The organism is Paenibacillus sambharensis (assembly GCF_003233845.1).
Taxonomy (GTDB): Bacteria; Bacillota; Bacilli; order Paenibacillales; family Paenibacillaceae; genus Paenibacillus_I; species Paenibacillus_I sambharensis.
The window spans coordinates 399,343-413,610 of the sequence record NZ_QKRB01000044.1; the positions used below are offsets into that span (position 1 = coordinate 399,343).

At 54.3% G+C, this 14,268-nt stretch carries 16 protein-coding genes; 9 read left to right on the plus strand and 7 right to left on the minus strand.

What is annotated here, in order from left to right:
* Positions 1-44: 44 nt before the first annotated feature.
* Complete coding sequence (locus tag DNH61_RS13170; RefSeq protein ID WP_111147109.1) at positions 45-806, minus strand: Crp/Fnr family transcriptional regulator; 762 nt, start codon at positions 804-806, stop codon at positions 45-47.
* 302 nt (positions 807-1,108) lie between these two features.
* Between DNH61_RS13170 and DNH61_RS13175 the strand changes: the two genes are divergently transcribed.
* From DNH61_RS13175 to DNH61_RS13185, 3 genes are all read left to right on the plus strand, one after another.
* The gene (locus tag DNH61_RS13175) at positions 1,109-1,570 is read left to right on the plus strand and encodes a GAF domain-containing protein (protein WP_111147110.1); all 462 of its coding nucleotides are present in this window, start codon (positions 1,109-1,111) and stop codon (positions 1,568-1,570) included.
* Between the two features lie 170 nt (positions 1,571-1,740).
* The gene (locus DNH61_RS13180) at positions 1,741-2,397 is read left to right on the plus strand and encodes a response regulator transcription factor (RefSeq protein WP_111147111.1); all 657 of its coding nucleotides are present in this window, start codon (positions 1,741-1,743) and stop codon (positions 2,395-2,397) included.
* Positions 2,390-3,502 carry a PAS domain-containing sensor histidine kinase gene (locus DNH61_RS13185; RefSeq protein WP_111147112.1) on the plus strand — a complete coding sequence of 371 codons (1,113 nt, stop codon included), beginning with the start codon at positions 2,390-2,392 and terminating at the stop codon, positions 3,500-3,502. The genes DNH61_RS13180 and DNH61_RS13185 overlap by 8 nt, the downstream gene beginning before the upstream one ends.
* Positions 3,503-3,640: 138 nt before the next feature.
* Here DNH61_RS13185 and DNH61_RS13190 read toward each other — a convergent pair whose 3' ends face one another.
* Complete coding sequence (locus tag DNH61_RS13190; protein ID WP_111147113.1) at positions 3,641-4,789, minus strand: glycerate kinase; 1,149 nt, start codon at positions 4,787-4,789, stop codon at positions 3,641-3,643.
* A 54-nt stretch (positions 4,790-4,843) separates the two neighbouring features.
* Positions 4,844-5,617 carry a hypothetical protein gene (locus DNH61_RS13195; RefSeq protein WP_111147114.1) on the minus strand — a complete coding sequence of 258 codons (774 nt, stop codon included), beginning with the start codon at positions 5,615-5,617 and terminating at the stop codon, positions 4,844-4,846.
* A gap of 219 nt (positions 5,618-5,836) precedes the next feature.
* Between DNH61_RS13195 and DNH61_RS13200 the strand changes: the two genes are divergently transcribed.
* Positions 5,837-7,753: an ABC-F family ATP-binding cassette domain-containing protein gene (locus DNH61_RS13200; protein ID WP_111147115.1), complete on the plus strand. Its 1,917-nt coding sequence runs from the start codon at positions 5,837-5,839 to the stop codon at positions 7,751-7,753.
* Positions 7,754-7,822: 69 nt separating this feature from the next.
* Here DNH61_RS13200 and DNH61_RS13205 read toward each other — a convergent pair whose 3' ends face one another.
* Positions 7,823-8,257: a Dps family protein gene (locus tag DNH61_RS13205; RefSeq protein ID WP_111147116.1), complete on the minus strand. Its 435-nt coding sequence runs from the start codon at positions 8,255-8,257 to the stop codon at positions 7,823-7,825.
* 279 nt (positions 8,258-8,536) lie between these two features.
* Complete coding sequence (locus DNH61_RS13210) at positions 8,537-8,872, minus strand: hypothetical protein (protein WP_111147117.1); 336 nt, start codon at positions 8,870-8,872, stop codon at positions 8,537-8,539.
* Between the two features lie 126 nt (positions 8,873-8,998).
* Between DNH61_RS13210 and DNH61_RS13215 the strand changes: the two genes are divergently transcribed.
* Entirely contained in the window at positions 8,999-9,310 is a 312-nt protein-coding gene (locus tag DNH61_RS13215; RefSeq protein WP_111147118.1) for a hypothetical protein, read from the plus strand.
* Between the two features lie 45 nt (positions 9,311-9,355).
* Here DNH61_RS13215 and DNH61_RS13220 read toward each other — a convergent pair whose 3' ends face one another.
* A complete protein-coding gene (locus DNH61_RS13220; RefSeq protein ID WP_111147119.1) occupies positions 9,356-9,760 on the minus strand; it encodes a secondary thiamine-phosphate synthase enzyme YjbQ in 405 nt (134 codons plus the stop codon).
* Positions 9,761-9,975: 215 nt separating this feature from the next.
* Between DNH61_RS13220 and galU the strand changes: the two genes are divergently transcribed.
* The 3 genes from galU (at position 9,976) to DNH61_RS13235 (ending at position 12,433) form a co-directional block, all read left to right on the plus strand.
* Positions 9,976-10,854, plus strand: a complete 879-nt coding sequence (gene galU, locus DNH61_RS13225; protein WP_111147120.1) for a UTP--glucose-1-phosphate uridylyltransferase GalU — start codon at positions 9,976-9,978, stop codon at positions 10,852-10,854.
* 64 nt (positions 10,855-10,918) lie between these two features.
* Complete coding sequence (locus DNH61_RS13230; RefSeq protein ID WP_111147121.1) at positions 10,919-11,290, plus strand: metal-sensitive transcriptional regulator; 372 nt, start codon at positions 10,919-10,921, stop codon at positions 11,288-11,290.
* Between the two features lie 279 nt (positions 11,291-11,569).
* Positions 11,570-12,433, plus strand: coding sequence for an ABC transporter ATP-binding protein (locus tag DNH61_RS13235; protein WP_111147122.1), 864 nt, complete (start codon positions 11,570-11,572; stop codon positions 12,431-12,433).
* A gap of 90 nt (positions 12,434-12,523) precedes the next feature.
* Here the strand turns inward: DNH61_RS13235 and DNH61_RS13240 are convergent, their stop codons facing one another.
* Positions 12,524-13,105, minus strand: a complete 582-nt coding sequence (locus tag DNH61_RS13240) for a hypothetical protein (protein ID WP_111147123.1) — start codon at positions 13,103-13,105, stop codon at positions 12,524-12,526.
* A 199-nt stretch (positions 13,106-13,304) separates the two neighbouring features.
* On the opposite strand from DNH61_RS13240, the gene DNH61_RS13245 reads away from it, so the two are divergent.
* On the plus strand, positions 13,305-13,952 hold the full coding sequence (locus DNH61_RS13245; protein ID WP_111147365.1) for a bifunctional 4-hydroxy-2-oxoglutarate aldolase/2-dehydro-3-deoxy-phosphogluconate aldolase: 648 nt from the start codon (positions 13,305-13,307) through the stop codon (positions 13,950-13,952).
* The last annotated feature ends 316 nt before the right edge of the window (positions 13,953-14,268 follow it).

A 14,268-nucleotide genomic window follows, 5' to 3' on the forward strand; every position in this document is an offset into this window, starting at 1 on the left:
GTATTTGGTGTACCGGCGTGATATTAAGCTCACCCTAGATGTCGCTAAATACGGCACATTTCCTTCGGACAGGCTGGACAGTCCGGGCAGCCGGCTATGGAGCGAAGCTCATCAATCTGCAAGATGCGGATCATGCCGCCTCCCGCAACCTGGATCACCCCATCGTCCTTAAGCGCTCCGAGCATTCTGTTGACGCTCTCCCGTGTGGTGCCTACCAGCTCTGCCATCTCGGTGTTCGTCAGCTTAATGTCAATCAGGATGCCTTCCTCGGTGACGATACCGAAACTGTTGCTAAGCCGGATCAAAGTGGAAGCGAGTGCGCCTTGCTTGCCAAGCATAAGCAGGTCGCGCAGCTTGGATTCGGTAAGGCGGTGCATCAGACTCATCCACATCGCAAACCGGAATGCGAACTCGCCGCTCTTGCTCATCAGGAGCTCCAGCTGAAGACGGGAAACGACGCCAACCTCAACGGCTTCCATAGCCTGTGCGCTGTACCGGTGCGTGGTGTCCCAGGCATCAATGTCGGCCAGCAGGTCATTCGGCTGAAGAATGGACAGCAGCAGATCCTTGCCATCGTCCGTGGACTTCCGGAGCTTCACCAGTCCTTTGCGGACCAGGTAGACGGAATCGGCCGGATCTCCTTCCCAGAAGAGATATGCTCCGGCATCATATTTCCGGATATTCATAATGGAAGCCAGTTGATCAAGCTGTCCGCTTGTAAATAATGATGCATTCCCGTCGTGGCCGCTAAAGCCGCTCTTCATTTTCTGTGCGCGTTCGGTTTCGTTTGCGTAGTAGATGCTCATGTCACCGTGCCCTCCTCTGCTCTCGCTTTGATACCCTTATGATACGCCTTGCAGTGATTTTTTGTAATCGGGGTATCTCCTGAAAAAATACTACGTAAAATCCTGAATCGTCCGTGAGGAAAATCACACGTCTCGCGTAGGGGTTTTCCCCCGGTAGTATGGGGGATAGGGCTTTGAGCGAAGATAAGGTAATATAGGAGGCGCTTTTCAGGGAATTCCCTGACTGTTATTTGAGCGGCGAAGGATTACAATGTATACACAACCTATATAGTGCCTTGCGCGGCAGAAAGGAGGCGGCATGTATGGAAAGCGTAAAGGCGGATATCCTAAAGGAAATCGAGCAGCTGAGGCAGGAGACGGCCAGCGATTTCGCAGGACTTGGCTGGGTTGATCCTTCGGTAAGAAGGGTGGCGTGGCGTTTTGCTCTGGGCAGTATTAGTTCGCGTACATTAAATATGACGCAGCGGCCCAACGCGGGGCTATCCGGTGCCGCCATCCGGTCCGGACGGCCAGCGCTGCTGAACCCTAGCCAGTCTGATGCGGCCAGACTGCGGGAGGCTGAGCCTGTCATGCTGGCGGAATCCTTGCAGGGAGCCGCGGTACTGCCGCTGTTTACGACAGGGGATATCAAGGGCGTACTGCTGCTCGGCAGAAGATCGGGGAGCTTCTATACGAAGGAAGAGCTTGAGCATGCGTTTTCCCAAGTGGAAAGGCTTGCCGGGCGGATGCTTCAGCTGCAGGTCATGCAGCTTGGCATATCTTGAGAGCACCAGCGCGGCGCTGGTGCAGGCAAAGCCCGGAAGAAGGACTTTCATATGAGTGAAACAAGAATCCTCCATTGCGAGGATTCTTTTTCTTTTGATAAGATGGTAGTTATAATGAAGAGAATGAATGGTGCTTCTGCCTTGGCGGAGTGCTGAAAGGGGAACGGACCATGATAAGAGTGCTGATATGTGATGACCATGCTGTTGTCCGCTCCGGACTAACGATGCTGCTCCACGGCAAGCATGACATTGAAGTGGTGGGTGAAGCATCGGAGGGTGATGAAGCGATCCGTATGGCGCTGGAGCTCCGGCCTGAGGTTGTGCTGATGGACCTCAGCATGCCGCATGGCAAGGACGGCATGACGGCGACAGCCGAGCTCAAGAAGGAGCTTCCGGATACAGCTGTACTTATACTTACGATGCACGATGATGATGAATACTTGTTCCGGGCGATCCAGATTGGAGCCTCAGGTTATATATTGAAGAATGCGCCGCACGAGGAGCTGCTGGCTGCTATTCAATCCATAGCAGCCGGCAATGCCTACCTCTATCCAACGGCAACCAAGCGGCTGATGAGTGAATATCTGCAGCGGATGAAGCAGGGAGGAGAGCCGGCAGGCGCCTATGAGACGCTGTCAGAGCGCGAGAAGGAAATTCTCGGCTGGATTGCCAAGGGGTATTCCAATAAGGAGATCGCCGATAACCTGGTGATCAGCGTCAAGACGGTGGAGACGCACAAGAGCAATTTAATGGAGAAGCTGGGGCTTAAGACTCGGCCTGAGCTGATTAAATTTGCACTGAAGAAAGGACTGCTGAACTTTGAATAGAGACGGCGGAAACCGGGGTTACCGGGAAATTATTGGCGAGAACGTTAACTATCTTCTTGCCCAGCTCGACACTCATATCCAGGATGAAGAGGTGCGTGAACACCTTCATGTGGCGTTGAAGCAGCTGGCGGATGTCAAGTTTGCACTGGATGAATCGTCCATTGTGGCCATTACAGACGCGAAGGGCGTCATTCAATACGTAAATGACAAGTTCTGCGAGATTTCCCAGTACAGCCGGATGGAGCTGCTCGGACAGGATCACCGGATTATCAATTCCGGCTACCATGACAAGGCCTTCATGCAGGAGCTGTGGCGGACGATCGGAAGCGGAGAGGTATGGCGCGGGGAGATTAAGAACCGCTCGAAGAGCGGAACTTATTACTGGGTCGATACGACCATTGTACCTTTTGTAAACGAGAAGGGCCGGCCTTATCAGTATCTCGCGATCCGCAATGAGGTGACACAGCTTAAGCAGGTAGAGCACGAGCTGAAGCAGATGATGGCCAAGGTCATGCATATTCAGGAGGAGGAGCGCAAGCGGTTCTCCCGGGAGCTCCATGACGGAATCGGACAGAGCCTGTTTTCCCTGCTGATTCAGATCGACCGCATAATCGGAGAGCATCAGGAGGTTTCGGAGCTTGGCATGCTGCGGAGCGAAGTGTCCAATATGATGGAGGATATCCGAAGTCTTGCTTGGGAAATGCGCCCTTCTGTTCTTGATGATCTCGGCGTTGTTCCGGCTATCCGCACTTATGTAGATAATTTCTCCCAGCATTACGGTATAGAGGTTCAGCTGACGAATAATTTGAAGAGCCGCCTTGATGTGATGGCGGAGACGACGATTTATCGTGTCATTCAGGAATCACTCACCAACATTGCCAAATATGCGGATGTGTCTGAGGCCGAGGTGTCCGTGGACGAGAAGAATGATGCGGTGGAAGTACGCATTGTGGACCGCGGCAAGGGCTTTACAAGAAGCCGCGGCGGACGCGGAGTTGGACTGTTCAGCATGGAAGAACGCGCGAGGGGGATTGGCGGACAGCTGACGGTGCAATCCGAGCCGGGAACCGGTACGGAGGTCAAGCTGGTCGTGCCCAAGGGGTAACGTTATAAGGAAGTGTCATAAGGGGTGTCCCATAAGTCATCACAGATGACAGCGGGGCACCCCCTCATTTTGTCCGGTTAACGAACCGGTAACGATGCATACGAATGATCTTAGGGCAGCTGCGACTCGTGGAATTCATTAATCCTGCTTCGTCCGCTGCCCGGCACAGAACAGCCGAACTACTTGCTCCGCAGCCTGCTCAATCAGCATCGGAGCGCGGCGGATTGCCGCCTCGAGCAGCATGGGCTCGTTCGTAATGCTGAACACGGCGGTCACGCCTGCGGTGTGCAGCGCCTTGGAATCGCTGCCTGCAGCACCGGACAAGACGACAGCTGGAACGCCGTAACGCTGCGCAAGCCGGGCAACGCCGCAGGGGGCTTTGCCATGAATCGTTTGGGCATCCGTACGGCCTTCGCCGGTAAGGACCAGATCCGCAGCCCGTATATGTGCTTCAAGCCCCGTCATCTCTGCAGCCACCTCAAAGCCAGGCACCATCCGTGCTCTGAGATATGCGATCAGTGCCCCGCCCATACCACCGGCAGCGCCGGCCCCCGGGAGGCTGTGCAGACGGATTCCGGTCGCTGCTTCGGTATGGTCTGCCCAGACAGCCAAACAATTGTCAAGGAGACTCACGTCCTCCAATGATGCGCCCTTTTGCGGGCCAAAGACAGCTGAGGCGCCGTCTGGTCCAATGAGGGGATTATCCACGTCGCAAGCGGCAATAAAGGAGGTCCCGGCAAGACGCGGGTCGAGAAGGTCCGTACTTATCTGGTGAAGCCTCTCAAGTGCTGCTCCTCCAGGCACGAGTTCCTCTCCATGCTTGTCGAGAAGCCGGATGCCCAGCGCCTGCAGCATACCGGCTCCCCCGTCATTAGTGGAGCTGCCGCCAAGTCCGAGCACAAAGCTTCGGCAGCCCAGATCAAGCCCGGCCATAATAAGCTGGCCCACTCCGAATGTCGATGTAACCAGCGGGTTTCTCTCCGGTTCCGTCAGGCGATGAAGCCCGCATGCTTCCGCCGTCTCGATTATGCAGGTGCCGCTGCCATCCAGGATTCCGAGCCTCGCAGGAACAGAGCGTCCCAGCGGATCGGACACCATAAGAGTGTGTGCAGTCCCGCCGGATGCTTCAAGCACGCAGTCGAGGGTGCCTTCCCCACCGTCGGCAACCGGCACTTTCGAAATCTTGCAATCAGGCAGTGCCAGGCGTACTCCCCGAGCCATGGCCTCCGCAGCCTCACGGGCACTGACACTTCCTTTGTAAGAGTCGGGTGCGACCACGATGTGCATAGCAGGCAGCCTCCTTTGTAATCACATTCAGAGATTCAGCTCACGATGATCAAGTCAAGGGTTTCCCTCGCGCTGGCGGCGGGCACGCAAGCGGCGCCTTAACCGGGTAATCAGCCAGATAAGCAGGGTGGCCAGGCAGGCTATAAGAATGAAGACAGCCACGAAGGTTCCGGTATTAGGACCATATACGGTCAGTTTGACCGGTGTATCGGCAGTGGGCGAAATGCTCCATGTGAGCGAGCGGCCGCCTCTGCTGGATATGTCAGCATTGTGATCCGCTGGAGGGTACGGCATGTTTAATGAGATGTCGAGATCAACCCGGCGCTCCGCCAGCCGCCTTACAAGAGCGGGCAGCTTGCGGTAACGCTCGTAGAGCTGGCTGTCCGCCAGCATCTCACCAGGCTGAATGACGACCTCAACAGTGTGGATGTTATAGAGCCAACTATGTTCACGTTTATACGCCAGGCGAAGACCAGTTATGTCCAGCTCGAATTCGTCGCCGAGCTTGCCTGTGAAGATTTCCGACCGGTCGTAATGGCGCTTGAAGGTCCAGGTTGTCATATCACCGTCGTTCACCGAGGAAGTTTCAAACCCGTATTCCTGCATCCGCTGGCTGAAGCTCTTTATTATAAGGTCAGCCGGCACCTCGGATTGAGAGGGCAGACCAATCGCAGCCGAGACGTCCACATTGCCGGTTGCGGAGACATTGACAGCCGCATTGCCCTCAACACAGCCGCTTGCCGTTCCGGCGGCCAGCAGGAGGATGAGGATGAGAAGGAAGCTGCGGATTGTCCGGCTGCTGCTGCTGTTACGTGTGTTCTTATTCATACCCATCACCTGTCCGTATGAGCGATTTGTAACGATATGCTTCGAGCATAACAGGATAGACGTGTGGTGTAAAATGGCTGGAGGCTCTCGTGCCGGACGGCTCGGTTATGGCCCCGTCAGCATGCGCACCGGGAGCGTGTATGGTATGATGAAAGCAAGAAGAGTCCGGCAAGCCCGGCAGGCTTCCGATTATTTTAAGGATAGGACGAGGACCTTATTATGCCGATAATGACAATTGAACATATTACGAAGAGTTACGGGGATAAGATGCTGTTTGAGGATGTCACCTTCGGGGTGGATGAAGGCGACAAGATCGGCATCATCGGCGTCAACGGTGCGGGCAAATCGACCTTTCTGAAGGTGGTTGCCGGGCTGGAGCCTCCCGACTCGGGCGGTATTACGAAGAGCACGAAGGCGACGGTCAGAATGCTGGCCCAGAACCCGGAGTATGATCCGGAAGAGACCGTGCTGGAGCATGTCTTTCGCGGCGATCTTCCGGAGCTGCTGGCGGCGCGCGAGTATGCGGAGGCGCTTGAGCTGTCGGCGCTGCAGCCTCAGAGCCAGGAGCTGCAGGAGCGGCTGATGAAGGCGAGCCAGCAGATGGATATGCTGGGGGCCTGGCATATCGAGAGCGATGCCAAGGCGGCGCTTGGAAAGCTGGGCATTCACCAGTACGATGCGCGGATGGGCTCGCTGTCTGGTGGTCAGCGCAAGCGTGTGGCCATGGCTGCTGCCTTGATCCAGCCAGCGGATCTGCTTATTCTTGACGAGCCGACGAACCATATCGACAACGAGTCTGTCGCATGGCTGGAGCAGGCGCTCCAGAAGCGCAAGGGCGCACTGCTGATGATTACGCATGACCGGTACTTCCTTGACCGGGTCAGCAACCGCATTATGGAGCTGGACCGGGGCAGGGCGTTCTTCTATACAGCGAACTACAGCCGGTTTCTGGAGCTGAAGCTGGAGCGGGAGGAGCGGGAGGCGGCTACAGAAGCCAAGCGTCAGAACCTGCTGCGCAATGAGCTGGCCTGGATCAGACGCGGAGCCAAGGCTAGAACAACCAAGCAGAAGGCGAGGATTGAGCGCTTCGAAGCGCTTCAGGGCGATGAGCCGCAGAAGGCTGGAGGCAAGGTGGAGTTGTCCGTTGCTTCTACCCGCCTGGGGAAAAAGATCATCGAGATCGATCATGTGGCCAAACGCTATGACGGCCGGGAGCTGATCCAGGATTTGAGCTATATTGCCGTACCGGAGGACAGAGTCGGTATAATTGGCCGCAATGGCACCGGCAAGTCGACGCTGCTAAAGCTGATTGCCGGGGAGATTGAGCCGGATGCAGGCAGTGTTGAGCGTGGGCCAACGGTTACCATCGGCTGGTTCCGCCAGGAGATGGATGAGCCGGACCCGTCCAAGCGTGTCATCGATTATATCCGGGAGGCAGCGGAGCAGGTCAGGACCGGGGATGGCACCACGGTGTCCGCGTCGCAGATGCTTGAACGGTTTTTATTCGACGGTCCTATGCAGTGGACGCCTATCGGCAAGCTTTCAGGCGGCGAGAAAAGGCGGCTGCAGCTGCTTCGGGTCCTGATAATGGCCCCTAACGTACTGCTGCTGGACGAGCCGACCAATGATCTGGATATCCCCACGCTTAATGTGTTGGAGGATTATCTGGATGAGTTCCCCGGCGTTGTATTCGTCGTCTCTCATGACCGGTATTTCCTGGACCGGACAGTTCACCGGATTCTTGCCTTCGAAGGCGACGGGACAGTCAGTCATCATACCGGCAATTATTCCGAGGTAGCAGAGCGTACAGAGAAGGGCTCGCAGCGGGAAGAGACCCGGATTGCTGAAGTGAAGGAAACGACGGGTGGCGCCTCACGTGAGCAGTCACGCGAGAAGCTGCGGATGAGCTATAAGGAGCAGAAGGATTTCGAGCAGATCGATGAATGGATCGCGGAGACGGAAGAGGCACTGAACAGGACGGGGGCGCAAATGGAGCAGGCGGGCAGTGATTCTGTCCGGCTTCAGGAGCTGATGCAGGAGCAGCAGCAGCTGGAGGCCAAGCTTGAGGAACTCATGGACCGCTGGACGTACCTGAATGAGCTGGCGGAGAAGATTGCAGATCAGAAGAAATCTTGAACATAGCAACAAGGAAGGCCCGTTGGTCTCAAGTGTGACCAGCGGGCCTTGTCTTGTGGGTGTGCTGCCTTAACCGTTGAATGCGCGCAGCATCCAAACATGCTTCTCGAGCGATGTGTGGATGGCGAGCAGCATGTCGGCTGTTGTTTCGTCTCCAGCTTCCTGTGCAAGCGAGATACCATCCTTGAGCTCCTGGATAATTGTCGTGAAATCCTTGATGATGACATCGACCATCGCGACAGCGTTCTCGCTGCCGGCAGCTTCCTTGACGCTCGACAAGGACAGATACTCGGTCATTGTGGCAACCGGCTGGCCCTGCAGGGCAAGAAGACGCTCAGCGATTTCATCGATATGCAGTGCGGCTTCTTCATAGAGCTCCTGAAACTTGGCATGAAGGGTAAAGAACTGCTGGCCTTTCACATACCAGTGGTAGTTGTGGAGCTTGACATAAAGGACGCTCCAGTTGGCGATTTGCTTGTTCAGCACGTTATGAATGTTACTCATTGTTCCTCCTCCTTTGGTTAACCACATTCCACCATACCTTAAGTAAATCCATTTATTCAGTGACGCAAATTACAGCTTGTCACAATGTTGTAGGATAACCTGGGGTATAAACGGCATTACAAATTTTAAATACTACTACATAATAATTATTATAAATAACATCAGAGTTTTGTCAAGATTTACGAAGAAATCCTTAACTGGAGGGTCAACGCTTCCACCACGGCAAAACCGCCTTGTCCACTGGTGCAGGATGAAGGCGGCTTGCTGTAAGCGGATATATTATTGGAAGCTGCGATTGTATTGGGAGTTGGATTGGATACCGCTGCCCGCAATCGAAGACGTAAAGGACTGTACGTTATTTTCGAGCTGATTGCACAGCTGCGTCACATGCTGCATTTGCTGGATAGCCGATTGATGTCCTTGAAGGGCCGTCTGAAGCGACTGAACGGCTTGGTGCTCGCGCTGTGCCAGCTGCTCCAGCATAGATGCATTTTGCTGTTCCTGCTGCAGCATTTGCTGATACATCTGGGAAGCTTGCTGCGTTTGTTGGATCAATTGCTGAACAACCTGCTCGCACTGTCTGATTTGCTGGGTAATGCTGTTAGTTGCGTACATGGAAAGGTACCCTCCAATAATCCGATTTTTTTGACGGAACTGCTGTCCCTGGATTAGGATGGCATTATAGTGACAAATTATGCAGGGCAGAGAGTTAATTCTAAACTTCAAGAGGTGGGAAATTATATGGAATGGAATTTCTTGTTCAGAGTCGATCACCTTAAGGAAACTGGCGAGGAGCGCAACCTGAAAGGGCTGCTGTTCACCGATGGCAAGAATCCGCCGACTGCTCAGGCGATTCTTGCATTTTTGAAGGACTGCGGTTATAACGTACGGGTAAAGGATGCCGAAGAGCTGATTTTCCTGGATGACAATCCGGACAATCCTGTGGAGATCAAGATCGTGAAGCTCGGCAATGAAGAAGAGATGAACAGCGACACTGCGCTGCGTTATCTGGCCGAGCAGTTCCGCCGCCCAGGGCCGCAGATTGGCGGATAAGAGGATGTGCCTGGCAGCCCCCCGGGGCGGTGTTTACTGCTGCCTTTAGCCTTTAATGATTTTGACGATGTAAGTGCGGGTTCTGGGTCCGTCGAATTCACAAAAGTAGATGCCCTGCCAACGGCCAAGCTGCAGGTTTCCGCCGTTAATCAGAATGGTCTGGCTTGTACCTGTCGTCAACGCCTTAAGGTGCGAGGCGGTATTCCCCTCAGCGTGGCGGTATTTAGGATGCTCCCAGGGATAAACTTCGTCCAGACGCATCAGAATATCATGCTTGACATCGGGATCCGCATTTTCCTGAATGGTGATGCCTGCAGTTGTATGGGGACAGTAGATGATGGCCATACCATCCTGCACCTCCGAGCGTGCGGTGAGGGATTTAACCTGACGGGTGATATCGATCATCTCATCTCTGCGGGAAGTGCGCAGGGTTTCCGTGAATATGGTCATTCGAAGCAGCTCCTTTACTGATAATGTGGTGGATTCCTTCAGCTAGTTTGGCACGGCGCAGTAAGCAGTGTCAATCAGTCCGGAAGGCTGGTGCTCAATTCCTTCATTAAGCAGATAAGATCAGTCAAAACGGGCTAGGGAATCTCTGAGTCGGTATGATAAGATGGCTGTAGACAAGAATATCCAGTTGCTGCTGAAGGGAGAATGAACAACAAATGAGTGGAAAGAGAATCCGAAAAGCGGTACTGCCTGCAGGAGGACTTGGAACCCGGTTTTTGCCTGCAACCAAGGCTCAGCCCAAAGAGATGCTGCCGCTGATCGACAAGCCCGCTATACAATATATCGTTGAGGAGGCTGTAGCCTCCGGCATAGAGAGCATCATGATCGTAACAGGCCGCAACAAGCGTGCTATCGAGGATCACTTTGACAAGTCGTTCGAGCTTGAAGCCACTCTTGAAGAGAGGGCCAAGGAGGAGCTGCTTGCGCAGGTCCAAGAGGTTTCCCAGATGGCAGATATTTATTATGTCAGACAGCGTGAGCCGCTGGGGCTGGGACATGCGGTGCTATGCGCCAAGAATTTCGTGGAGAACGAGCCGTTTGCTGTCCTGCTTGGTGATGATATTCTTGTTTCCGAGCCGCCATGCCTAAAAGAAATGATTGATCGGTATTATCTTACCCAATCGTCGGTTATCGCGGTGACAGAGGTGCCGTGGGAGCATACGGACAGGTATGGAATCGTGTCGCTTGAACCGGGCCGGGATGACTACGCCATCCGCGAGCTGGTTGAGAAGCCGCCAGCCGGGCAGGCTCCATCGAATCTTGCGGTCGTCGGCCGTTACGTGCTGACGCCCGATATTTTCACGTATCTGGAGAGTGCCCAGCCTGGCAAGGGTGGAGAGATCCAGCTGACAGACAGTCTGCAGAAGCTGAATGCGGTAGCGCAAATGTCCGCTTATCCTTACAGGGGGCAGCGTTATGACGTGGGCGACAAGCTCGGCTTCGTGCAGGCAACGATTGATTTGGCCCTCACGAGGGATGATCTGGCGGGCGATGTGCTGGCTTATATGAAGCAGCGGATAACGGAATTAAGCTGAGAATACAGCTGCGCTTGAGTACCCCCCTGGGGTATGGTATGATGGAGTTATCGGGGGTGAGGGAATGGCAGAACAGCAGAAGAGTACGGAACTGGCGCCTGCGGCATCTGATTTGAGCGGGGAAGAATGCTGCGCGCATACGCATTCGGACGGGGAAGAGCGCAGAAGCCATCACAGTGACAAGCTGAAGAGCAATCTGGTTTCCCGCCTCAATCGCATAGAAGGCCAGGTAAGAGGTGTGCGCGGAATGATTGAACGGGACGTCTATTGTGATGATATCCTGAACCAGATTGCTGCGGTTCAGTCTGCCTTGAACGGGGTCGGCAAGCTGCTGCTCGAAAGTCATATGAAAGGCTGTGTAGCGGGTCGGTTAGAATCGGGGGACCGGCAGGTGATCGACGAGCTTCTCGGCACCATACACAAGCTGTTAAAGTAAGATCAAGCCGTACATCAGGAAAAGGTGTGCGGTTTTTTTTTGATATCGGTTAATAAGCCGAGTGTGTAAGGGATCCTGATCGGTACAATAGAGAGCATAAGAAATTCCGCTTCCGCATCAAAAATAAGACGTCAAGCCTTGACTTTGATAATGAGAACCATTATCATCATAAGAGGTGAAATTATATTGGAGCGGGAACTGACACCCGCTGCATAAGTGTGATGAACATTATTTTATTCCTATAGACGAAAGCCTGATCATAAGGGAGATGTTGGACCTATGGAGAGACTGTACACCCGCCAGCTTGATATCAGCTACGATGACCGGCTTATTGTTGAGCAGTTGAATCTTGTTGTACCTGCCGGTAAAATTACTGCTCTGGTTGGAGCGAATGGATCGGGTAAATCAACGATTCTGAAGACAATGGCCCGGATCATGAAGCCGAAGGGCGGGGGAGTCTTCCTGGACGGAAAGGTCATTCACGAGCAGTCGACGAAGGAAGTCGCGAAGCAGCTTGCCATTCTTCCCCAGAACCCGGTCGCGCCGGACGGATTAACCGTTCAAGAGCTTGTCGGATATGGACGTTTCCCTCATCAGAAGGGCTTTGGCTCGCTTAGTAAATCAGACAAGGAAATCATTGAATGGGCGATTACGGTGACCGGGATGACCGCTTTCGCAAGCCGCCCGGTTGACCAGCTGTCAGGAGGCCAGCGTCAGCGTGCCTGGATTGCGATGGCCTTGGCGCAGCAGACTGATATTCTGTTCCTGGATGAGCCGACGACATTCCTGGACATGGCCCATCAGCTTGAGGTGCTGAAGCTTCTGCAGAAGCTGAACGAGGAAGAGAACCGCACGATCATCATGGTAGTCCATGATCTCAATCACGCAACCCGTTACGCACAGCATATGGTGGCAATTAAATCCGGCAAGGTTGCCGGTGAAGGAACACCGGAGCAGGTCATGACGAAGGATGTTCTGCGTGAAGTGTTCGGAATCGAAGCGGATATTATCTATGATCCGCGTACAGGTGTGCCGCTGTGTCTGCCGTTCGAGCTGTCAGCAGAAGGCAAGGCCGCAGCAGAGCCAGTTAGGGAGCCTGCTCAGCCTGCCCGCCGCCAGCAGCTTATTGGGGCAGCCGGTTAAACAGCAGCGGATCATTGAATAGACCATTATTAGGCCCAGGTAACTGTCACAGGTTATCCGGGCCTTTCTCATTCGTATCCGGTCTTACGGCTAAGCCAATAGAGTCAATCCGATAGACGCACCGGGAGGAACCGTTGTGGACAGTAAAGCTGGCGGCAAAGGCTGGCCGTTGAGCCGGATGCTGTACGAAACTCCGCTCCCGGCTCCTGTATATACGCCTCCGACAGAGATTAGCTGCCCGTTCCAGGAGAAGCGGACGATACCGGTTTCAGCCAGAGCCTGATAGACGGTTAAGCCCGGCCGGTAACGTACTGAATAGGGCTGGGTTATCCAGGGAAAAGCCGCGCCTCCGTTGATCACGACAGTGATATAGGAAGCAGGGGATTCCGGAGGAAGCGGGTATGGGCCGGGTGACGGGTTCCCCCCGGGAGCGGGCAGCCAGCCTAGCCAGCCCAGCCAGGGAGCGAACGGCCAGCTTCCATAGAAGCTGTTGGGAGGAACTGCCGGACCCATACCGCCTGGGGGCGGCGTTACGGAAGCCGTACCAGGGTTGATGATTCCTCCTGTTGCTGGCTGAGGGGGCTGGGGAACTGCGAAGGTGGAGGTTCCAGGATTAAAGCTGCGTTCTCCTCTTATGGAAGCTCTGCCCCGTTCGTTAGATGCTGATGTCATGACAAGCACTCCTTTTCATCCATATATGAAGTAATAAAGGCACATAACGGTTATGATGCCCACAGCATATGCGGCTGCCGCCCAGATTGTGAGTACCGGCGCTGTGCGGGTAAGCTGGGAATCCGGGAATAGCTTGCCGGCCATGACTAACGGTGCCTATAATGAAGCCAACGATAACCTGTTAGAGAGGCGGATTGGAATGAGTCAGTTACTGGATATGTTAAACAAGCATAAAATCGTAGCTATTTTTCGCGGATATGAAGGGGAACAAGCGGATTTGGCAGCTCAGGCGCTGGTGGATGGGGGGATTCGGCTGATCGAGGTGACCATGAATTCCAATGATGCCCTTGCAACGATCGGCAGGTGGCGTGAACGATTTGGGCGGACAGCTCGTATTGGTGCGGGAACTGTGCTTGATGCGGCGATGGCACGCGAAGCGGTCGCAGCGGGAGCGGAATATTTGATCTCACCTAACCTTGATGAAGAGGCTATTACATATGGTGTGGAGCATGGAATATCCGTATGGCCGGGCGTCATGACGCCAACTGAGATTGTCCGTGCATGGAAGGCAGGAGCCGAGGCGGTCAAGATTTTCCCGATGGGATCACTGGGCTGGAAGTATCTCGCCGAGATTAAAGCACCGCTTCATCATATCCCGATGCTGGCCACCGGCGGGGTTGACCTTCATACCATCGGCCAGTATTTCAAGGCTGGAGCTGCGGCGGTTGGCATGGGCAGCAAGCTGCTGAACCCGGATTGGGTTAAGGCAGGCGAGTGGGACAAGCTGACCGAGCAGGCGCGCAGATTTGTTGGGGCGGTGACGGAGCTGCAGGCGGATCAGCGCTAGATTAACGACCTTTCATCCATATCACACAAAAAAAGGACCTGCGGCTGAGAGTGCCGCAGGCTGCAAGAGAGAATATATACTAAAGGGGGGTCATGTCTGTAATTATAGAACCCCAAGCTGAACTCAACCTGAAGACAATATTACAGTTTCTTTACAATTGTGGAACCGTTTACAGAAAATTCCACGCATGGAAGGATAAATGAGAATTTTTTAATGTGATGGAGCGGGGGACTAACACCCACAGGGTTACTTATCGTAAATTGACCTCTCCCTGCAGGTCTCCTTGCTGCTCAGGGCAGAGTTTTTGCGACCGGCC